The following is a 21230-nucleotide window of genomic DNA, read 5'->3' as shown; positions in this document are numbered from 1 at the left end:
AATTAGTTTTTAACAACTCTTATTGTTTCCTTTTGAAACAAAATATCAGCAATTTTCTTAAAAATTTGAGAACTGTTTAATCCAGCTTTATCGTACATTTTTTTAGGGTCATTTTGTTCAATAAATTCATCTGGTAAAGTCATTGATCTAAATTTTAAACCTTTATCAAATACTCCTCTTTCAGCTAATAAATTTTTAACATGAGAACCAAAACCACCTATTGATCCCTCTTCAATAGTTATCATAAGCTCATGTTCCTTAGCAGATTTTAGTATAAGTTCTTCGTCTAATGGCTTAGCAAATCTGGCGTCTATTAAAGTTGTTGAAACCCCTTTTGCTTTTAATTCCTCTACAGCTAACTTGCACTCTTCAAGTCGAGTACCGAGGTTTAAAATACAAACTTGTGTCCCTTGTTGAACGACTCTTCCTTTACCAATTTCAATTTTTTCGTCTATTGATGGGAGATCAACACCTACTCCAGTTCCTCTTGGATATCTAATTGCAGAAGGTCTGTCATTTATATCTACTGAAGTATTAATCATTTTAACTAGTTCAGCTTCATCACTTGCTGCCATTACTACAAAGTTTGGTAAAGTTGATAAGTAAGTTATATCAAATGAACCAGCATGTGTTGATCCATCAGCACCAACTAATCCTGCTCTATCTATTGCAAATCTAACTGGTAAACTTTGGATGGCAACATCGTGGACAACTTGATCATATGCTCTCTGTAAAAATGTAGAATAAATTGCAGCATAAGGTTTGTATCCCTCGGTTGCTAGACCGGCTGCAAAAGTTACAGCATGTTGTTCCGCTATTCCAACATCAAACATTCTATTTGGAAACTCCTTGCCAAAAATATCCATGCCAGTCCCTCCAGGCATCGCTGCTGTTATTCCTACTATTTTGCTATCTTTTTTAGCATGCTTAACTAACGTGTTTGCAAATACTTTTGTATAAGCTGGAAGGTTTGATTTGCTCTTTACTTGCTCGCCAGTCTCAACATTAAATTTTGACACTCCATGATAATGATCATTTGCTTTTTCTGCATAAGAATAACCTTTTCCTTTTTGAGTTTTGATATGAATCATTATAGGACCCTCATGTCTTAATTCTTTTGCATTTTTTAAAATTGGCACCAGGCTTGATAAATCATGACCATCTATAGGACCTGCATAATAAAAACCAAGTGAACTAAATAATGTACCTCCAGTAACTGCTGAACGGAAAAAATCCTCTGCTTTTCCTGCTTTTGCACTAAATCTTTTTGAAAATGCAGATGTAATTAATTTTAAAGTTTCTCTAAGACTAAAATATATTTTACCCGTAAATAATTTTGCTAAGTAAGTTCTCATTGCTCCAACTGGTTTTGCAATTGACATGTCGTTATCATTTAAAATAACAATCATTTTTGTCTTAGATGCTCCAGCATTATTCATAGCTTCGTAAGCCATACCTGCACTAATTGCTCCATCACCTATGACAGCTATTACATTGGAAGACTTATTTTCTAATTTATTTGCCTCAGCAATTCCTAATGCTGATGAAATAGATGTTGAACTATGAGCTGCTCCAAATGGATCATACTCACTTTCAGATCTTTTTGTAAAACCTGATAAACCATCACCCTGTCGTAAAGTTCTAATCTTATCTTTTCTTCCAGTTAAAATTTTATGTGGGTAAGATTGATGACCAACGTCCCATATTAATTTATCATTTGGTGTATCAAAAACATAATGAAGTGCGACTGTCAATTCAACCACTCCCAAACCAGCACCAAGGTGACCTCCAGTTTCTGAAACAGCACTTATCATTTCCTCCCTCACCTCATCTGCTACTTTTTGTAAATTATTTTCAGAAACTTTTCTTAAATCAGATGGAAAGTTGATATTATTTAAAAATTGATAATTTTTTTTCATTTTTTTCTATTCAATATATAGCCTAATGTTTCATTTATTTTTTCAGATCTTGAACCATATTTTCTTAAATTTTTATTAATATCTTTTGTTATCTTATCACAATACTTAAGTGAGTCATCATAGCCTATTAAATTTATAAGTGTTGCCTTGCCTTTTTTTTGATCTTTTCCTGTTTTTTTCCCAGCTTCCTTAGAATTACTTTTCAGATCAATTAAATCATCAGCTATTTGGAATAATAAACCAATTTTCGATCCAATATTTTCAAAAAATTTAATTTCTTGGATTGTTTTTTTCTTAATTATTGCTGGAGCTGCACAACAAAAACTAAATAACATTCCAGTTTTTTTTATTTCCATTTCTAATATTTTATTCCTTGATATTTTCTTTCTCTCATAACTTAAATCTAAATATTGCCCACCAGCTATTCCTAAATGTCCTGAACATTCTGATAATTTTTTGATTAGGTTTATCTTTATCTTTTCATTTAATTTCAATTTAGGACTTGATAAAATTTCAAAAGCTAAAGTCAGTAATGAATTTCCTGCTAGAACTGCTGTTGACTCACCAAATTTAATGTGAGCTGAAGGTTTTCCTCTTCTTATATCATCATCATCCATGCAGGGTAGATCATCATGAATAAGAGAATAAGCATGAATACATTCAACGGCTGACCCAACTATTATCAATGTTTTATAATCTATTGAAAATAATGACCCTAAGTCGATTAAGATTTTAGATCTTATTTTTTTTCCGCCTGGAAACAAACCATACTTCATGGGTGACATTAGCTGAGAATATTTCTGTGAATTAATATATTTTTTAAGAAATATATTTGTATCCTTAGCTATTTTATTAAGCTGTTTTTTCATTTTTTTTAGTTATCTCTTTAATCTTTTTATTTGTATCTTCCCCAATAGATTTAAAATGTTTATGAAATTTCTTTTCAATAATATTATTTAATTTTAGAAGTTCTTGATAACTGTCAACTGAATTGTTTAAATCATTTTCCTTCTCTAAAGACTCTATAATCTTATTTGCTTTTTCTGTAAGCTCCTCAACTGAATAGTGATCATAATCAAGTGGTAATATTTTATCTTTCATATAATAATAATTATTAATACATGAAATCTATTCAATCAAATATCAAAAAAGCAAAAAAATATTTAGATAATAATCATTGTGTTGCGGTACCAACAGAAACTGTTTATGGATTGGCTGCAAATGCTTATTCGAATAGTGCGGTTAAGAAAATATTTGCTCTTAAAAAAAGACCATTAAACAATCCTCTAATTGTCCATTATTACGACATTCAAAGACTTAAAGAAGACTGTGATATAAATGATAATTTAGTAAAACTTTACAAAAAATTTTCTCCAGGTCCGATAACTTATGTTCTCAAATTAAAAAAAAACTCAAAAATATCAAAATTTGTCACTAATAATAAAAAAAGTATTGCCGTACGTTTCCCTAAACATAAATTGTTAAGAAATTTATTAAAAAATTTAGATTATCCAGTAGCGGCACCTAGTGCAAATATATCCTCACGATTAAGTTCAGTTAAAACATCTGATGTAAAAGAAGAATTTGGTTCAAAAATAAAATATATTTTAAATGGAGGAAAAAGTAAAATTGGAGTTGAGTCCACAATACTTAATCTTTTAGAAAAGCCCTCACTTTTAAGATATGGAGGCCTAGATACTAAAAAAATCGAAAATGTTTTAAAAAAAAAATTATTAATTAAGACAAATTCAAAAAAAAAATTATCACCTGGTTTATTTCCGTTACATTACTCACCTGGGATACCTTTAAGAGTCAATGTTGCAAAACCAAAAAAAGATGAGGCTTATTTATTAATTAAAAAAAGAAAATCAAAATTAAAAAACTATTATTATTTATCTAAAATGAAAAATATAGATGAAGCTGCAAAGAATTTATATTCAACTTTAAGAAAAATTAAAAACGATGGTTTTAAAAAGATTGCAGTCGAAAAGATACCAAACAAAGGTCTTGGCAAAACAATTAATGATAGATTAAAGAGAGCCTCTAAATATTGATGATAAATTCTATTGAAGTAATAAATCTATCAAAAAAATATAAAGATAAAGTAGCTGTAACTAATATAAATTTTAAAATTAACGAAAATGAAATGGTTGGTTTATTGGGACCTAATGGATGTGGAAAAACTACGACTATTGGAATGATTTTAGGATTATTAAAACCAAGTAGTGGTGAGGTTTTAATCAACGGAGAAAATATTGAAAAAAACAAAATCTCACTTCTTCACAAAATGAATTTTATTTCACCATATATTGAATTACCTAAAAAACTTAAAGTTAAACAAAATTTAATTGTTTATGGAAAATTATATAATATTCAAAATTTAAATGACCGAATAGATCACCTTGCAGATAAACTTAGATTAAAAGACCTTTTAAACAAAATTACAGGAGAACTTTCCTCTGGACAAAAAAACAGGGTAAGTCTTGCTAAAGCTTTAATAAATGATCCAACGGTACTTTTGTTAGATGAACCCACTGCTTCGTTAGATCCTGAAACTGGTGATTTTGTAAGATCGTTTTTAGAAGAATACAAAAAGGAAAAAAAAATATCAGTTTTGCTTGCCTCTCATAATATGGAAGAAGTAAAAAGATTATGTAGTTCTGTTTTAATGATGAAAGATGGTTTAATAGTGGATAGAGGAACTCCTGAAGAGTTAATAACAAAGTATGGAAGAAGAAATTTAGAAGAAGTATTTTTAGAAATTGCGAGAAAATAAAAATGAATTTAATGAGAATTTATGGTCTTTTTTTAAGACACTTTTATTTAATAACTAGATCATTTCCAAGAATATTAGACTTAATTTATTGGCCTTCAATTCAAATTACTCTCTGGGGATTTATTTCTAATTTTTTTGCAGCTCATAGCACTTACTACAGTGGTGCGGTAGGAGTTATTCTTTCATGTGCAATTCTTTATGATTTTTTATTTAGAACCAGTATTGGCTTTAATATGTTATTTTTGGAGGAAATTTGGAGCAGAAACTTTACAAACCTATTTATTGCTCCTATGAAAATTAGTGAAATAATTATCTCTTTAGTTTTAACAGCTTTAATTAGAGCTTTAATTGGTTTAATACCAGCAATATTGTTAACCTCTCCATTATTTGGAATTTCATTGTTAAAACTTGGTCTTCCTTTGGCTTTTCTTTTCTTAAGTTTATATTTATTTGGAATTACGCTTGGTCTACTTGTGTCAGCAGGATTATTAAGATTTGGTCCATCTTTTGAAAATATTGCATGGTCTACCATGTTTTTGTTAGCACCTTTTGGCTGTATATACTACCCAGTTGAAACACTGCCAGGAATCTTCCAATCAATCGCATTCGCATTGCCATTAGTATATATTTTTGAGGAGACTAGAAATATTTTAGTTAATGGGACAGTCAATTATGAAAATATAATAAATGCAGTCTATCTTAATGGGTTTTATTTAATTTTATCAATATCCGTATTTTATTACTCTTTCGATAAAGCAAGAGAAAAAGGAACTTTGATAAACATGGGAGAATAAATTGGTGCGCCTGCTAGGAGTCGAACCCAGAACCTCCTGATCCGAAGTCAGGCGCTCTATCCAGTTGAGCTACAAGCGCATATAGTATTAATATTATATTTTATGGAAAAAAACATTAATTTTATAGTCAAAGAGAATGAGAAGAATTTAAGGGTTGATGTTTTAATTAACAAAAGAGAGGAATTAATTAGTAGAACTAGGATTAAAAATTTAATTTTAAAAGAAAAGTTAACACTAAATAATGAAATAATTAAAAGTCCATCAAAAAAAGTCTCAATTGGTGATACTATAAATCTTAAGATTCCAGAGCCTGAAATAGCATCCCTTAAACCTTACGAATTTAAATTAGAAATAATATACGAAGATGATGATCTATTAGTAATTAATAAACCTGCTGGAATAATCATGCATCCAGGAGCTGGAAATTATGATAAGACAATTGTTAATGCATTGATGCATTATGACAAGGATTCTTTATCAAATATAGGTGACGAGTTAAGACCTGGTATTGTTCATAGAATTGATAAAAACACATCTGGTTTGGTTGTAATTGCAAAAAACAATGAAACTCATGAAAATTTATCAAAACAATTTAGTGATCACACAATTATAAGAGAGTACCAACTTTTAATATGGGGAAAATTAAGACCCTCCTCAGGAAGAATTGAGACATTTATAACTCGTAGTTCAAAAAATAGACAACTTATGGAAGTTAGTAGTTCTAAAGGTAAGAAAGCTATAACAAATTATAAAACACTTGAAATTTTTGAAAATCAGAAAACGCCAACCTTAAGTTTAGTTGAATGTAAATTAGAAACAGGAAGAACACATCAGATAAGAGTTCATATGAATTATAAAGGTAATAGCCTAGTTGGAGATGATAAATATAAAAAAAAATATAAAAAATTAAAAAATATTGATTTAGATATCCAAAATTTAATTACTAAATTAAATAGACAATTTCTGCATGCAAAAACTTTAGGATTTATACATCCACGAACCAAGAAAGAGATGATTTTTTCCTCACTTTTGCCACAAGATCTAAATAATATTCTAAAAATGCTTAGAAACACTGAAGAATAAGTTATTGAAAATTAGGTATAATTAATTAAATAAACACTTCTATGAGCACAACAATAAGTAACAATCTGCCAACCCTTTCTAATGAAGGTGGACTATCTGCATATTTAGAGCAGATTAAAAAATTTCCGATGTTAGCTGCAGAGGAAGAATATATGCTAGCAAAAAACTGGAAAACAACTGGTAATATTAAAGCTGCAGAAAAACTAGTTACTAGTCACTTAAGATTGGTTGCAAAGATTGCTATGGGCTACAAAGGATATGGTTTGCCTATTAATGAAATGATTTCAGAGGGAAATGTAGGTCTTATGCAAGCTGTTAAGAAATTTGAACCAGAAAAAGGTTTTAGATTGGCAACTTATGCAATGTGGTGGATTAAGGCTTCTATTCAAGAATACATTTTAAGATCTTGGAGTCTTGTCAAAATTGGAACTACTACTGCTCAAAAAAAATTATTCTTTAATTTAAAGAAAATTAAAAATCAAATTTCTCCAGAAACTGAGGGTGACTTAAGAGATGAACACGTTGATCATATAGCTAATAAGCTCGATGTAAGTAAAGAAGAAGTCGTTTCAATGAATAGAAGACTTTCTGGAAAGGAGTTCTCGCTAAATGCTCAAGTTGGAGAAGATGGCGATGAATGGCAAGACTGGTTGGTTGATAAAGAACTTGATCATGATTTAAAATATGCTCACCACGAGGAAATGGAGCAAAGAAAAGATTTATTAAAAGACTCTATTAAAGTTCTTAACGATAGAGAAAGAGAAATTTTATACTCTAGAAGACTAAATGATGACCCAACTACACTAGAGGATTTAAGTAAAAAATATAAAATTAGCAGAGAAAGAGTTAGACAAATTGAAAATAAAGCATTTGAAAAACTCCAAAAGCACATGCTTCTATTAGCTAAATCAAAAAATCTTTTACCCGCAAACTAAACTTCAAAAGGGTTTTCAATTAAAATAGTATCATCTCTCTCTGGACTAGTTGAGATACTTGATACTTTTGCACCAATAAAATCTTCTACCGCAAAAATATATTTTTTTGCATTTTCGGGTAATGAGTCTAGATTTTTAATTCCACTTGTAGAAGCTTTCCAACCTAGAAAAGTTTCATAAATTGGTTTTATTTTTATTTGATCTTCTACAGCAGCAGGTAAATAATCTAATCTTTTACCATCAAGCTCATAAGCAACACACATTTTAATTTCATCTAATTCATCGAGTACATCTAATTTGGTTAAAGCGATACCATCAATTCCTGAAACTTTAATGGCTTGCCTAACTAAAACACCATCAAACCATCCACATCTTCTTTTTCTGCTTGTAACAGTTCCGAATTCTTTACCGCGTGTTCCTAAAAGTTCACCAACATCATCTTTTAATTCTGTAGGAAAAGGACCTTCTCCAACTCTTGTTGTATAAGCTTTTGTAATTCCAAGGACATAATTAATCGAATTAGGGCCACAACCACTTCCTGTAGCTGCGCTTGAGGCAACAGTATTAGATGAAGTTACAAAAGGATAAGTTCCATGATCTACATCAAGTAAAATACCTTGGGCTCCTTCGAATAAAATTCTCTTTTTTTGTTTTTTAAATTGATCAATCTTTAGCCAAACTGGCTGAGAAAATTCTAATATTTTTGGTGCTATTTTAAGCAAATCAGATTTAAGTTGATCTTTTTCAAAAATTTTTTTTCCTAGACCTTTTCTAATTGCATTATGATGAACTAACACGGAGTCGAGTCTTTGATCTAAATTTTTTTCAGATCTTAGATCCATAATTCTTATAGATCTTCTTCCAACTTTATCTTCGTATGCAGGTCCAATTCCACGTCTTGTAGTTCCTATTTTGCTTTTTCCTGCTGCATCCTCTCTAATCTCATCCATTTCTCTATGAAAAGGCAAAATTAAATTTGCAGACTCAGAAATAATAAAATTATTTACATTTACTTCTACGCCTTTAGATTTTATTTCTTCTATTTCCTCTAATAAAGCCCATGGATCTACTACAACTCCATTACCAATAATTGATATTTTACCTTTTCTAACTATTCCAGATGGCAGTAGTCTCAATTTATATGTAACACCATCAATTACTAACGTATGGCCAGCATTGTGACCTCCTTGGAATCTTATTACTACATCAGCCTGTTCAGATAACCAATCAACAATTTTTCCCTTACCTTCGTCACCCCATTGAGATCCAACAACGACTATATTTTTCATTATTTAAATTTTCTGTTTACTTTTAAGGAAGTGAGATGGTTAATTGGGCCATTACCTTTTCCATATTTGGGGTTTGATTTTATTGCAGAATTTACATACTTAATTCCAAGCTCACAAGATTTCTTTACTGTTTTTCCACATGATAAAAAAGTTGTAATAGAGCTAGATAAAGTACAACCTGTACCATGAGTATTCTTAGTTTTGTGACGCTCGCTTTTGAAGATCTTTAGATCTTTTGTGTTTATTAAAATATCTAATACATTTTTATGTTTTAAATGACCACCTTTAATAAGTACATTTTTAGCTCCTAAACCTATAAGTTTATTAGCGGCAAAAATCATATCCTCTTTTGTTATAATTTTTGTCTTAGTTAAAATTTCTGCCTCAGGAATATTTGGAGTTATAAGTGTTACTTTTTTGATTAGTTTTAATTTTAAAAATTGAATAGCTTTACTATCTATCAGTTTAGCCCCTCCTTTAGCAACCATTACTGGGTCTAATATTATTTTTTTAACTTTAATTACATCCAAAGCTTTTAGTACCATTCTAATAACCTCTGAAGAATGCAGCATACCAATTTTTATTGCATCAGGTCTTATATCTTTACAACTATAAATAATTTGATTAAAAATTTCTTTTGGATTTATCCCAACAATTGATTTTACACCTGTAGTATTTTGTGATGTAATTGCAGTTACTGCTGTCATTGCATAAGAACCAAGAGCAGTGATAGTTTTTATATCAGCTTGAATACCTGCTCCACCAGATGAGTCAGATCCTGCAATAATTAAAATTTTAGAATTAGGTTTCAATTTATTTAATTTTTTTCGTAATCATGTTTACACATTTATATAGAAGAGCTTTGTTTTCACTTTCTCCCATTACTCTTATTTTGGACTCTGTACCTGATTTTCTTACTAAAATTCTTCCATTACCTTTAATTAATTTATCTACATTTTTTATAATTTTTTTTATTTCTGGTTTGTTAATAATATTTTTATCTTTTACCTCGATATTTTCTAAAAGTTGAGGTGTTTTCTTAAATTGTTCAAAAAATTCACTTGCCTTTTTTCCTTTTCTTAAAGCAAAAAGAGCTTCTAAAGCTACTAACAAACCATCTCCTGTAGTTGCAAATTTACCTAAAATAATATGTCCCGATTGTTCACCACCTAAATTAAATTTATATTTTTGCATTTTTTCTTTAACATATCTATCTCCAACATTTGCCCTCAAAAATTTTATTCCTTTAGATTTAAAATATTTTTCTAAACCATAATTTGACATTAATGTTCCAACAACTCCTCCTTTTAACATTTTTTTATTTTTCCATCTTGTAGCTAAAGCAGCTATAATTTGATCTCCATCAATTATATTGCTTTTTTCATCACACATTATAATTCTATCAGCATCCCCATCTAAAGATATTCCAATATGTGCTTTATATTTTTTTACAGCAGATCTAATGTTTCTTGGAAAAGTTGATCCACATTTTTTATTAATGTTTAAACCATTTGGTTTAATTCCTATTGCTATGACTTTAGCTCCTAATGATTTCAATAATTCAGGACCTGCCTTATAACCAGCACCATTTGCACAATCAATAACTATTCTTAGTCCTCTTAAATTGAACTCTTTAGTGAAATTTTTTTTTAATATTTTAATATATTTTTTAGTACCTGTTTCTAATCTTTTAACTCTTCCTAATTTTTCAGAATGCGAAAGGTTTTTTGAGATTTTCTTGTCTATAAGTCCCTCAATTTTTTTTTCTATTTTATCTGATAATTTCATTCCATCAGGACCAAACAATTTTAAACCGTTGTCAAAATGTGGATTGTGAGAAGCAGTGATCATTATACCCATATTAGCTTTCATCTCTTTTGTTAGCATAGCCAACCCATTAGTTGGTAACGGTCCTAGGGTATAAACATGCATACCAGCTGAAGCCAAACCTGAAACAAGAGCTGGTTCAAGTGTATATCCAGACAATCTTGTATCTTTTGCAATTATTGCTGTTTGTTTTCTTTTTTTTTGAGATTTAAAGTATGTTCCACTAGCAAGTCCAAATTTAAAGAACATATCTCCATTTATATATTTGCTATTAACTGCTCCTCTTATTCCATCTGTTCCAAAATATTTTTTTGCCATTAATTTTTGATTATCTGATTAAAAACTTTAATACCTTGCATAACTTCATTAACATCATGAATTCTTAAAATCTGAATTCCTTGCATCATTAAATAAATGGAAGAAGCCATAGTTCCACCGATCCTTGTTTCGCTATCATTTTTTTTTGATATATCTTTAATAAATCTTTTTCTTGAATTCCCTACTAGTATAGGAAAACCTAATGAATGAAAAATAGAAACACCTCTTATAAGATTCATATTATGTTTCAAATTTTTTCCAAATCCAATTCCAGGATCTAAAATTATATTATTGTGTTTAATACCTTTGGACCTTAATAACTTAATCTTATCTTCAAAATAATCATATATATCTAATAATTCATTTTTATATATTGGATTCTTTTGCATGTTTTCTGGTGTCCCAACTGAGTGCTGTATTACAAATGGAATTTTATACTTTTTTAAAACATTTATTGTTTTTGGATCATGGCTTAATCCCGAAACATCATTAATAAGTTTAACCCCCATTCTAATACCATTTTCCATAATTGCAGATTTTCTTGTGTCTAGAGATATTGGTATTTTTTTTACAATTAATTTTAATGTCTTATTAATTCTGTACCATTCTCGATTTTCATTTACTTCCTTTGATCCTGGTCTTGTAGACTCTCCACCAACATCTACTAACGAAGCACCAGTTTTATATAAATTAATAGCATGACTAACACCTTTATTTTTTTTGTTAAATTTTCCTCCATCGGAAAAACTATCAGGAGTTAAATTTAAAACACCCAATATATTTGGAATTTTTTTAAAATTTAAATTTGAAAAATTTAATTTTTTTGACCTAATTTTTTTTAAATCTGAATTGATTTTTGTTCTTATTTTTTTTGGTAAATTTCTAATTTTATTTATTGAAATTTTTTTAACTTTTGTTCTTGTAATTATCTCAACATGGTCAAAAGATATTTCTTTAATCTGATGTAAAGGGATAGATTGTTTTTTATTTACTAAAATTTTTGATTGTTTGCCGAAGTAGAAATTACACGCTCTTGTGTAATATCTTTGCATTATTTATTAATGAACAATTTTTGGTTTCAAACCCATCGCGCCCAAAGCTGAGTCTTGATCATCTTTTGATTCTGGATTATCTAAAATTTTATCTTTAGGGTATAAATTTTTATTAATTATATTCTCTATTTCTTCACCAGTTAAAGTCTCATAAGTTATTAGAGCTTTTGCAATTTTATGTAGATCGTCTATTTTTTCTGTTAAGATTTCTTTAGCTTTATTATATCCTTCATCTACAAGCTTCCTTATTTCTTTATCAATTTTCTGAGCAACTTCCTCTGATACCGATTGAGTTTGAGTAACTGATCTTCCCAAAAACACTTCTTCTTGGTTTTCCCCATATTCAACTGGACCCATTTCTTCACTCATACCATATTTTGTTACCATTGCTCTTGCTAACTGTGTAGCCTGGTTAATGTCAGAACCATTTCCTCCACCTGCTCCTGTAGATATATTATCTTTTCCAAAAATTAATTCTTCAGCCACTCTTCCTCCAAAACAAACAGCTAATCTCGCTTTTAGATATTTTATTGAGTAACCGTGTTTGTCTCTTTCAGGTAAGTTCATTACCATTCCAAGAGCTCTGCCTCTTGGTATAATAGTAGCTTTATGAATAGGATCATAACTTGGCATATTAAACGACACTAGAGCATGTCCACCTTCATGGTATGCAGTAAGTTTTTTCTCATCTTCTGTCATGACCATTGAACGTCTTTCAGCACCCATCATAACTTTATCTTTTGCTTCCTCAAATTCTAGTAATGTGACTATTCTCTTATTTTTTCTCGCAGCTAACAAAGCTGCTTCGTTAACTATATTTGCAAGATCAGCTCCTGAAAATCCTGGCGTGCCTCTTGCAATTGTTCTTAAATTAACGTCTGGCGACATTTTTATTTTTTTTACATGAACTTTTAAAATTTTTTCTCTTCCAATAATATCTGGGTTTGAAACCACTACCTGTCTATCAAACCTTCCTGGTCTTAATAAAGCTGGATCGAGCACATCTGGTCTGTTTGTTGCAGCTATAATTATGACACCTTCATTTGTATCAAAACCATCCATTTCAACTAATAACTGGTTTAAGGTTTGTTCTCTCTCATCATTTCCACCTCCTAGACCTGCCCCTCTACTTCTTCCAACAGCATCTATCTCATCTATAAAAATAATACATGGAGAATTTTTTTTACCTTGTTCAAACATGTCTCTTACTCTAGATGCACCTACTCCAACGAACATCTCAACAAAATCAGAACCTGAAATAGTGAAAAACGGAACACCTGCTTCACCTGCAATAGCTCTAGCTAATAAAGTTTTACCAGTTCCTGGAGGACCAACAAGTAAAGCTCCTCTTGGAATTTTACCACCCAACCTACTAAATTTTTTTGGATCTTTTAAGAATTCTACCATTTCTTCTACTTCTTCTTTAGCTTCCTCTACACCAGCAACATCATTAAAAGTAACCTTACCTTTTAATTCATTCATCATTTTAGCTTTTGATTTTCCAAATCCCATCGCTCCACCTTTGCCACCCTGCATTTGTCTCATGAAGAAAATCCATACTGCAATCAGTAATAACATGGGAAACCATGATAAGAGCACACCAAACAATGAAGGCATTTTTTCATCTAAAGGTGCTGCTGAAATACTCACACCTTTCTCTGATAGTTTTTCTATAAGATTTGGATCATTAGGAGCATAAGTTGAAAAAGAATTTCCATTCGAATAAGTACCTTTGATGTTATTTCCCTGAATCTCAACTTTTAGAACTTCACCGTCCTCAACTGAATTTAAAAAATCTGAAAATATTATTTGATTTCCACTTCTAACATTAGACTGTGGATTTTTAAACATGTTATAAAGACCTATAGTTAAGAAAACTATTATTCCCCACATTGCAAGATTTTTTAAATTCATAGCTTTAAAATAAGAATTATTATTAAATTAACAAGTGACAAAATATCAGTTATTTCATCAACTTTAACGCTCTTTTGATAATATAACTGAGTTATTTACCTTCTTTATTATACAGTTTCCTAAAGTGACCTTAAAAGAGCTATCATTTTTAATTTGATAAATTAATTTATCAATTTTTTTTCCTCTTGCTGGGTAATATTTTTTACCAACACCTTTTAGCACTTCTGTGAGAGACCTAAAAACCACTTCTTCCGGCTGAAGAAAAAAATTTTTATTTAAAATAACAAACTTATTAATATTTGAAATTGTTGAATTATCTTTTAAATTTTTTTCTACAAAGTATTTAATTGACTCATTAGCAAATCTTAAATTTTTAATTGTTAAATTAAATTTATCGTTATCCAATCCCTCTAGTTCCAAGTACTTTATAAAATTTCTAATTTTTACTCTTTTAAATTTATCATTTTTATTCGAGGGATCTTCAACATTTTTTTTAAAAACCTTTTTTGTAATATATTCTAAATTTTGTTTAGAAAATTTTAACAAAGGTCTAATCAAATTAATATTTTGTAGATTAGTTTTTTGATCAAATGACACCATGCCATTTAAACCGCTACCTCTCAAAATTCTAATAAAAAAATTCTCTATTAAATCATCTTTATGATGACCTAATAAAATATTTTTTATTTTTAATTTTTTTGCTTTGTCAATCATGAGTGCATATCTTTTGTTTCTTGCGATTGATTGAATGTTACTTTTTGGTTTTTTTCCAATCCAGGTTAAAATCTCAAGATTAGTAGACAATTTTTTTAGAATTAATTTTACAAATTTTGCTTCTTTTGTTGAATTATTTCTAAGTTTATGATCGACATGAAAATATTTTACTTTTATATGTTTTTTAATCGAATAAATTTTTGATAAAAAACATAAAGCTAGACTGTCTGGTCCACCAGAAACTGCAACTATGAAATCCTCTTTTAAATCAAGATTTTTTTCAAATTTTTTATAAATTTTAGAAGTTTGTTTATCTTTTAATTGATTTAATAAAAACTTATGAGTCTTGTTTGACGCATTCAAATTTTTTGGACTCATATTTTGCTTTTTGTATTACAGACTGATTTGCATTGGGATATTGCAATTCTACACCATTTATCATTTTACATCCTTGGTCCTTTTCACCAATTTGAACCATTGATACTCCAAGTTTTAATAGATTAATTGGAGCTTTTTTTCCTTTAGGATATTTTTGGTAACCCTCTAAATAAGCAGATGCTGCATCAGTATATAATTGTCTAATTCTGAATGTTTCTGCGTACCAATATTGTGCGCTACCAGCTAACTCATGATCAGAGTTAGATAGAACAAATTCTCTAAAAGCTCTTTCCGCCGTGCTGTAGTCACCAACTTTTAAAAAACTGGTTGCAAATTCATATTGCTCCTCTGCATTTAAGTCTTGAGGAAGTATTTTTTCTTCAGACTGAAAATTTTCAGTCACAATTGAAGCTGTAGTATCAACAGATTGAATTTGTTGTGAAGTTTCATTTGTTTCTGTATCCTTATATGAAATTGTTCCTAAATCTTGAGGTTGCGAACTTCCAGGTAAAACTTTTTGCTCATCTGTTTTTGGTTTTGAGCTTAATTGATTTTCTACGCTACTTATATTTCCAGAGCTAATGTTGGTCTCAATATCTTGGAATCTTATTTGGTTATCTGCTTGTATTTTTGAAACACGGGTAGATAATTTATCCAACTTAAAATTTATTTCTTCAAATTTATTAGTGAGCTCTCTAAACTGATCCTCAACCTCAGATAATTTTAATAGATGTCTAGTTAAAACATCTTCTGAATTTTGGTCCAAATCTGAAACTGAACTATCATTGGTGTTAGCTTTCACTTCTATAGATCCAGAATAAACTGCTCTTTCAAGAGTTTTAAGATCATTTTTTATTATCTCTAATGTTTCATAAATATTATGGTTATCTGCAAAAGAAATATTAATAAAAACCAAATTTAAGATTAGAAATAATTTTAAAATTACTAATTTAAATATGAGCATCATTTAAATTAGATTTATGATTATAAAAATGGCAAAAAAAAGACCCTAAATCCAATAAAGGTTTTAGGGTCTTAAATTTTAAATAATTAATTTGCTTTAACAGTTACTGATCTTCTGTTTTTTGACCAAGCTAATGGGTTTGAACCAGAGTCAACTGGTCTCTCTTTACCATAACTTAATACTGTAATTCTGTCAGAAGATATTCCATAAGTCATTAAATAATCTTTAGCTGCATTTGCTCTTCTTTCACCAAGAGCCAAGTTATATTCTCTTGTTCCTCTTTCGTCAGCATGACCTTCAAGAACTACATTTATAGTTGGATTCTTTCTTAACCAAGCTGCTTGAGCTCTTAAAGTTTCTCTTGATGCAGTTGTTAATATCGACTCATTTGTTGCAAAGAAAACTCTGTCTGGAACTCCTTCAGCTAAATATTCAACTGTGTCTGTTCCTGTGTAAACATCACCTTGCATTTGACCTTGAATGTCTGTAGCCACTTCTTTTTTAGTTGCACATGCAGATAGCACTAGGCAAGCTGTTAATACTAAAAGTGTGTTTTTCAAAATTTTGTTTAATCTCATTAAATTGCTCCTTGCTGCTAATTTCAATTTCTTAACTTTTTCACAACTAAATAGAGGTTTCAAGTCTAAAAATCAAGAAATTAACAAAAATTAATCTTCAATTACTTAATAAAGATGACCATGATGGGTCCGAAGCATCTGTAGGTGTCTTTATTTGCCGCTCATTATAACCCGTTAAATCTATAGACCACAATTTTGCTGAAAAACCTTCTCCTTTGGAGTTAGTTTTTGTCTCTCTATAAAATATTAGTACCCTTCCATTTGGAGACCAAGATGGCGCCTCTTGATAATAATTTTCAGTCAACAATCTTTCACCACTACCATCAGTCCTCATGACACCTATATAAAATTTACCTTTATGTAATTTTGTAAATGCAATTAAATCTCCTCTAGGAGACCATACAGGTGTTCCATATAAACCGTTACCAAAAGAAATTCTTTTTACATCACTTCCATCATTCTTCATCACATAAATTTGCTGATAACCACTTCTGTCAGAATTAAATGTAATATATTTTCCATCAGGAGAATAAGATGGGGAGGTATCAATTGATGGATGATTGGTAATTTTTTCAACAATTCTATTTTCTAAATCCATAGTGTAAATATCTGACTTTCCGTCTTTAGCAAAACTCATAATTATTTTTTTTCCGTCAGGTGAAAAACGTGGTGCAAATGTCATTCCAGGAAAATCTCCAACTACCTCTTGTGTACCGGTTTCTATATCTAATAAATAAACCCTTGGCATATTTTTAAAGTAAGACAAATATGTTACCATTTGACTTGCAGGGTTAAATCGTGGTGTTAAAACTAACTCGTTCCCTAATGTCAAAAATTTATTATTAGCTCCGTCTTGATCCATGATTGCTAATTTTTTTATTCTTTGTGTTTTTGGTCCTTCTTCAGAGACATAAATTATTCTTGTATCAAAATAACCTTTTTCTCCTGTCAGCCTTTCGTAAACTTTATCAGAAATAATGTGCCCTACTCTTCTCCAATTGTTAGGTACTGTGGTAAAAGCTAAAGCCATCATTTCTTTAGCGGCTAAAACATCCCATAATCGAAACTCAACTCTTAATTTATCATCAACAAAATTCACTTTGCCAGTAATTAGTGCTTGAGCTTTAATTAAATTCCAATCTTCAAATCTTGGTTTTAAATTTGCAATATCGGGAGCTTGTAAAAAAGCCTTTTTATCAAGAGGGTTAAATAATCCTGAGGTCCTCAAATTGTTCTCAACAATATTGGATATTTCAGAACCAATATTTTCTTTTTTAAGTATTTTTTCAAAACCTTTTCTAGACTCTTCATCAATTGACAGGGGGGAAACTGCTAATGGAAGTGGATTTAAATTTCCCCTAGTTATATCAACTTCTATTAAAGCATTTGCATTGATTGGTATCAATATAAAAAATAAAATCAAAATTTTTTTTGTCATTTAAATATACTACCCCTCTAACATCTCTCTTGCATCAAAATTTAACTGCAATTCTTTCCATCTTTCATATCCAGTTGTTGGAACTCTTAATGGTTGGCATAACTTGACAGCTCTCAAAGCGCTTTCTGCTAAAACCTTGTAAAAACCTTGGCCTGGTTTATTCATTCTTGCATGGTCCAAAATTTCTGTTTTTGATACTGTTCCATCAGGTTTTAATTTTAATTTTATTCTTACTAATAAATTTTCATTGTATGGTAATCCTAATGGAATACTCCAACAACCAAATATTTGTGCCTTAAGAGCATCCTCTTCGCTTAGAGTAAGACCTGTGTTTTCTACATTTCTTTCTTGATCTTGAGTAATATCGTCATTTGTTTTTAAAACTTCAGCACTCTCTTCTTTTGATTTATCAATTAAAGCAGCAATATTATTTGGATCAAACAAATCTTTTTTTTCAAATTCTGATACTTGTTTAACTTCATCATCTACTTTTTCAGGATTTTGTTTTTTTTCCTCTTTTGTTTCAACCTTTTTTAAAGTTTTATCTGGAAGTGGAACTGCTTCAGGTTTTTCATTCTCTATTTTTTTATTATTTTGATCAGGAGCCAGAACAGTTTTTGTTTTCGTTTTTTCTACCTTTTTTGGTGGAGCTTGTTCAGAAACAAGTTTTTTTTCTTTCTCTTTTACTTTCTCAATTATTTTTTTAGCCTTAGGTGCAAAAGGAATATTAGTTTTTTCTGCTATTTGAATTAACTCAACTGATACTATTGGTGGAATATCAAGTGGTTTCTTTGCCAAAAAAGGTAAGCTCATGGCTGTAATGAAAATTAACAAAACATGCAAAACAGAAGAAATAATTAAACTTCTATTCACTTTAATTACCTTTGCTTATACGGTTCTGAAATCAATGCTACTTTAGTAAAACCAGATCCTGATAGTAATCCCATAATTTCTAAAACTCTTCCATAATTTATAGTTTTATCACCTCTAACATAAATTCTGGTATCAGTTCTATTTTTTGAAACTGCTAAAACTTTTGCAATAATATTATCGTATTCAACTTTTGCCTCTTGAATAAAAATTTCACCTTTTGCGTTAATTGACAGTGTTAAAGGTTCTGTTTCTTCAGGTAAAGAGTCTGCCGAACTTTCTGGTAAATCAACTTGAACGCCAACCGTTAACAATGGTGCTGTTACCATAAATATAATTAATAATACCAACATAACATCTACGAATGGAGTAACATTTATTTCACTCATAGGTTCTTTTGATGAGCGATTAAATTTGAAAGCCATTTGTTAAATGATTGTTAAAAATCTTTTAGAGAAGTTTTCTAATTTTTCAGAATATTTTTTTGCGTCATTATTGAATTTGTTGTAGGCAACTACTGCTGGTATAGCAGCCAAAAGACCAAGTGCAGTTGCAAATAAAGCTTCGGCTATTCCAGGCGCAACTATCGCAAGACTTGTGTTTCTTGAAATAGCTATAGACTGAAAAGAATTCATAATTCCCCAAACAGTTCCAAACAATCCAATAAATGGTGCTGTTGAACCTACTGTTGCCAAAAAAGTAAAACCTTTTTCAATTTTTGTCATTTGTTTTTCAATTCCAGCTTCTAAAGATGCACTCATTCTTTCACTAATATTGGTTCTTGATTTTTTTTTAAGCAATCCTTCCATTGCATCTTGAAACACAATTGACATTGGATCCTCTAGTTTACTAGGTAAACTATTGTAAAAAGTTTCAGCAGATTTAGAATTCCAAAATTTTTCCTCAAATTCTTCTGAAGATTTAGTTATTTTTTTGAATAAACGAAACTTTTCAATAATTACAGCCCATGAATATATTGAGCACAATATTAATATGATCATTACAGACTTAACAATTATGTCTGCTCTAAAAAATAAACTGAATAATGAAAAATCTGTGTTTGTTCCTAATTCAACTGCTTTTGCTGCTATATCTGCTTCCATGCTTACTCATCACACGTAAATGTGTCATGATTTTGTCTTTAAATTTAAATTGATTATTCTTCTTTTTGATAAGTTTCGTAGAAAAAACTAGCTATAAGAATAGCATCTGCCTTGTTATTATCTTTCTTTTTTGACAATTGAGATGAAAAATATGGAAAAATTTCAATAGCCCTTGTTCTGCTCGCATCTTTTTCTGAATTAATAAGATTAAAATATTTTTTCCACTTAGCAGGTCTTACATAATAAACAGGTAAATGCATTGCACTACATATTCCCTTTAAAATACCAAAAGATTGACCAAAATTAAACATACTAGTAACGCCTTGTCCAGGCATTGCAGAAACTTGTTCAATTACAACTTTTATGTTTTTTTTATTAAATTTGTTTATTCTTTCACTTATTTCATTAAATATTTGAGCACCATTTACTTGTCTTTTATTCTTCTTACCATCTGTCATGGTCGGCATTTCAATTACATCTTTTATTATACCATCTTGAAAAAAACAGATTGAACCTGAGATGCCTGGATCAATTCCAATAATCATCATTAAATACCACCTAAATTAACGTTTGAATAAACGTTCTGAACATCATCATCTTCCTCGAGAGTTTCTAGAAAATCTAATACACTATCTTTATTATCTTGATTCACTTCAACACTATTTAAAGGGACCCATTCAATTTCTGTAGAAATAAAATTCACAATAATTTTCTCAAGTTTTTTTTTTACATTATATATTTCACTCATTTGACACTGAACCTCATGATATTCCTCATAAGATAAACACTCATTAGCTCCTGACTCTATCGCTAAATCTAAAATTTTTTCATCAGATATCTCTTTTTTATCAATTTTGATTATACCCAATTGTTGAAAATTGTGAGATGCTGAACCTTGAGTTCCTAAACTCCCACCACTTTTTTGAAAAATAGTTCTAATATTTGATGCGGTCCTGTTTTTGTTGTCTGTTAAAGTTTCAACTATAACAGCAATCTTTTCTGGTCCAAACCCTTCGTATCTTAAATTTTCAAAATTTACTCCTGTAGCCGCAGAAGATTTATCTATTGCTCTTTCAATATTATCTTTAGGCATATTTGCAGATCTAGCAGCCTGTACTGCAGATCTTAGTCTAGGGTTCATTGTAGGGTCTTTGTCACCAAGTTTTGCCGCAACAGTAATCTCTTTAGATAATTTTGAAAATATCTTTGATCTTTGCTTATCAGCCTTACCTTTTTTATGTTTTATTCCCGCCCAATGTGAATGTCCTGCCATGATCT

At 29.9% G+C, this 21230-nt stretch carries 22 protein-coding genes and 1 tRNA gene; 5 read left to right on the top strand and 18 right to left on the bottom strand.

Annotated features, from left to right (window positions below; genetic code table 11):
* Nucleotides 1-2: 2 nt before the first annotated feature.
* The 3 genes from dxs to ACTT9Y_RS00235 are packed head-to-tail and all read right to left on the bottom strand — an operon-like array spanning nt 3 to nt 3020.
* Nucleotides 3-1919, bottom strand: coding sequence for a 1-deoxy-D-xylulose-5-phosphate synthase (gene dxs, locus ACTT9Y_RS00245; protein WP_440932503.1), 1917 nt, complete (start codon nt 1917-1919; stop codon nt 3-5).
* Nucleotides 1916-2788: a polyprenyl synthetase family protein gene (locus ACTT9Y_RS00240; protein ID WP_440932502.1), complete on the bottom strand. Its 873-nt coding sequence runs from the start codon at nt 2786-2788 to the stop codon at nt 1916-1918. Before ACTT9Y_RS00240 ends, dxs begins: the two co-directional genes overlap by 4 nt.
* Entirely contained in the window at nt 2772-3020 is a 249-nt protein-coding gene (locus tag ACTT9Y_RS00235; RefSeq protein WP_440932501.1) for an exonuclease VII small subunit, read from the bottom strand. The genes ACTT9Y_RS00240 and ACTT9Y_RS00235 overlap by 17 nt, the downstream gene beginning before the upstream one ends.
* A gap of 20 nt (nt 3021-3040) precedes the next feature.
* Here ACTT9Y_RS00235 and ACTT9Y_RS00230 point away from each other — a divergent pair, with 20 nt between their 5' ends.
* From ACTT9Y_RS00230 to ACTT9Y_RS00220, 3 genes are read left to right on the top strand one after another with little or no spacing between them, the layout of a single operon-like run.
* Entirely contained in the window at nt 3041-3973 is a 933-nt protein-coding gene (locus ACTT9Y_RS00230) for an L-threonylcarbamoyladenylate synthase (RefSeq protein ID WP_440932500.1), read from the top strand.
* Nucleotides 3973-4695, top strand: a complete 723-nt coding sequence (locus ACTT9Y_RS00225; protein ID WP_440932499.1) for an ABC transporter ATP-binding protein — start codon at nt 3973-3975, stop codon at nt 4693-4695. The genes ACTT9Y_RS00230 and ACTT9Y_RS00225 overlap by 1 nt, the downstream gene beginning before the upstream one ends.
* A gap of 2 nt (nt 4696-4697) precedes the next feature.
* Nucleotides 4698-5489 (top strand): ABC transporter permease, encoded by a 792-nt coding sequence (locus tag ACTT9Y_RS00220; protein ID WP_440932498.1) that lies wholly within the window; start codon nt 4698-4700, stop codon nt 5487-5489.
* Between the two features lie 2 nt (nt 5490-5491).
* On the opposite strand, the gene ACTT9Y_RS00215 is transcribed toward ACTT9Y_RS00220, so the two are convergent.
* Nucleotides 5492-5568 (bottom strand) — tRNA-Arg (locus ACTT9Y_RS00215).
* A 23-nt stretch (nt 5569-5591) separates the two neighbouring features.
* Here ACTT9Y_RS00215 and ACTT9Y_RS00210 point away from each other — a divergent pair.
* Both ACTT9Y_RS00210 and rpoH read left to right on the top strand, forming a co-directional pair.
* Nucleotides 5592-6572: an RluA family pseudouridine synthase gene (locus ACTT9Y_RS00210; protein WP_440932497.1), complete on the top strand. Its 981-nt coding sequence runs from the start codon at nt 5592-5594 to the stop codon at nt 6570-6572.
* Between the two features lie 41 nt (nt 6573-6613).
* Nucleotides 6614-7507, top strand: a complete 894-nt coding sequence (gene rpoH, locus ACTT9Y_RS00205) for an RNA polymerase sigma factor RpoH (protein WP_440932496.1) — start codon at nt 6614-6616, stop codon at nt 7505-7507.
* Here rpoH and ACTT9Y_RS00200 read toward each other — a convergent pair.
* The 14 genes from ACTT9Y_RS00200 to ACTT9Y_RS00135 all read right to left on the bottom strand — a co-directional run bounded on the left by ACTT9Y_RS00200 (nt 7504) and on the right by ACTT9Y_RS00135 (nt 21225).
* Nucleotides 7504-8796 carry an adenylosuccinate synthase gene (locus ACTT9Y_RS00200; protein WP_440932495.1) on the bottom strand — a complete coding sequence of 431 codons (1293 nt, stop codon included), beginning with the start codon at nt 8794-8796 and terminating at the stop codon, nt 7504-7506. The genes rpoH and ACTT9Y_RS00200 overlap by 4 nt on opposite strands.
* Complete coding sequence (gene thiD, locus ACTT9Y_RS00195) at nt 8796-9608, bottom strand: bifunctional hydroxymethylpyrimidine kinase/phosphomethylpyrimidine kinase (protein WP_440932494.1); 813 nt, start codon at nt 9606-9608, stop codon at nt 8796-8798. Before thiD ends, ACTT9Y_RS00200 begins: the two co-directional genes overlap by 1 nt.
* A 1-nt stretch (nt 9609) precedes the next feature.
* On the bottom strand, nt 9610-10941 hold the full coding sequence (glmM, locus tag ACTT9Y_RS00190; protein ID WP_440932493.1) for a phosphoglucosamine mutase: 1332 nt from the start codon (nt 10939-10941) through the stop codon (nt 9610-9612).
* Nucleotides 10941-11993: a dihydropteroate synthase gene (gene folP, locus ACTT9Y_RS00185; RefSeq protein WP_440932492.1), complete on the bottom strand. Its 1053-nt coding sequence runs from the start codon at nt 11991-11993 to the stop codon at nt 10941-10943. Before folP ends, glmM begins: the two co-directional genes overlap by 1 nt.
* A 6-nt stretch (nt 11994-11999) precedes the next feature.
* Nucleotides 12000-13907, bottom strand: coding sequence for an ATP-dependent zinc metalloprotease FtsH (ftsH, locus tag ACTT9Y_RS00180; protein WP_440932491.1), 1908 nt, complete (start codon nt 13905-13907; stop codon nt 12000-12002).
* A gap of 63 nt (nt 13908-13970) precedes the next feature.
* On the bottom strand, nt 13971-14999 hold the full coding sequence (gene tilS / locus ACTT9Y_RS00175; protein ID WP_440932490.1) for a tRNA lysidine(34) synthetase TilS: 1029 nt from the start codon (nt 14997-14999) through the stop codon (nt 13971-13973).
* Nucleotides 14959-15963: a tol-pal system protein YbgF gene (gene ybgF / locus ACTT9Y_RS00170; protein WP_440932489.1), complete on the bottom strand. Its 1005-nt coding sequence runs from the start codon at nt 15961-15963 to the stop codon at nt 14959-14961. Before ybgF ends, tilS begins: the two co-directional genes overlap by 41 nt.
* Before the next feature lie 86 nt (nt 15964-16049).
* Nucleotides 16050-16541 (bottom strand): peptidoglycan-associated lipoprotein Pal, encoded by a 492-nt coding sequence (gene pal / locus ACTT9Y_RS00165; protein ID WP_440932488.1) that lies wholly within the window; start codon nt 16539-16541, stop codon nt 16050-16052.
* 97 nt (nt 16542-16638) lie between these two features.
* Nucleotides 16639-17979, bottom strand: coding sequence for a Tol-Pal system beta propeller repeat protein TolB (gene tolB / locus ACTT9Y_RS00160; protein WP_440932487.1), 1341 nt, complete (start codon nt 17977-17979; stop codon nt 16639-16641).
* A 9-nt stretch (nt 17980-17988) separates the two neighbouring features.
* The gene (locus tag ACTT9Y_RS00155; RefSeq protein WP_440932486.1) at nt 17989-18852 is read right to left on the bottom strand and encodes a cell envelope biogenesis protein TolA; all 864 of its coding nucleotides are present in this window, start codon (nt 18850-18852) and stop codon (nt 17989-17991) included.
* 5 nt (nt 18853-18857) lie between these two features.
* Nucleotides 18858-19274 carry a protein TolR gene (gene tolR / locus ACTT9Y_RS00150; protein WP_023854310.1) on the bottom strand — a complete coding sequence of 139 codons (417 nt, stop codon included), beginning with the start codon at nt 19272-19274 and terminating at the stop codon, nt 18858-18860.
* A gap of 3 nt (nt 19275-19277) precedes the next feature.
* Entirely contained in the window at nt 19278-19952 is a 675-nt protein-coding gene (gene tolQ / locus ACTT9Y_RS00145) for a protein TolQ (protein ID WP_440932485.1), read from the bottom strand.
* Between the two features lie 53 nt (nt 19953-20005).
* Nucleotides 20006-20500 (bottom strand): crossover junction endodeoxyribonuclease, encoded by a 495-nt coding sequence (locus ACTT9Y_RS00140; protein WP_440932484.1) that lies wholly within the window; start codon nt 20498-20500, stop codon nt 20006-20008.
* Nucleotides 20500-21225, bottom strand: coding sequence for a YebC/PmpR family DNA-binding transcriptional regulator (locus tag ACTT9Y_RS00135; RefSeq protein ID WP_440932483.1), 726 nt, complete (start codon nt 21223-21225; stop codon nt 20500-20502). Before ACTT9Y_RS00135 ends, ACTT9Y_RS00140 begins: the two co-directional genes overlap by 1 nt.
* Nucleotides 21226-21230 lie beyond the last annotated feature (5 nt).

Source organism: Candidatus Pelagibacter sp. (genome assembly GCF_052049995.1).
In the GTDB taxonomy this organism is placed as follows: domain Bacteria; phylum Pseudomonadota; class Alphaproteobacteria; order Pelagibacterales; family Pelagibacteraceae; genus Pelagibacter.
Note: the sequence above shows the minus strand (reverse complement) of the source record. Positions and strands in the feature narration are given on the sequence as shown.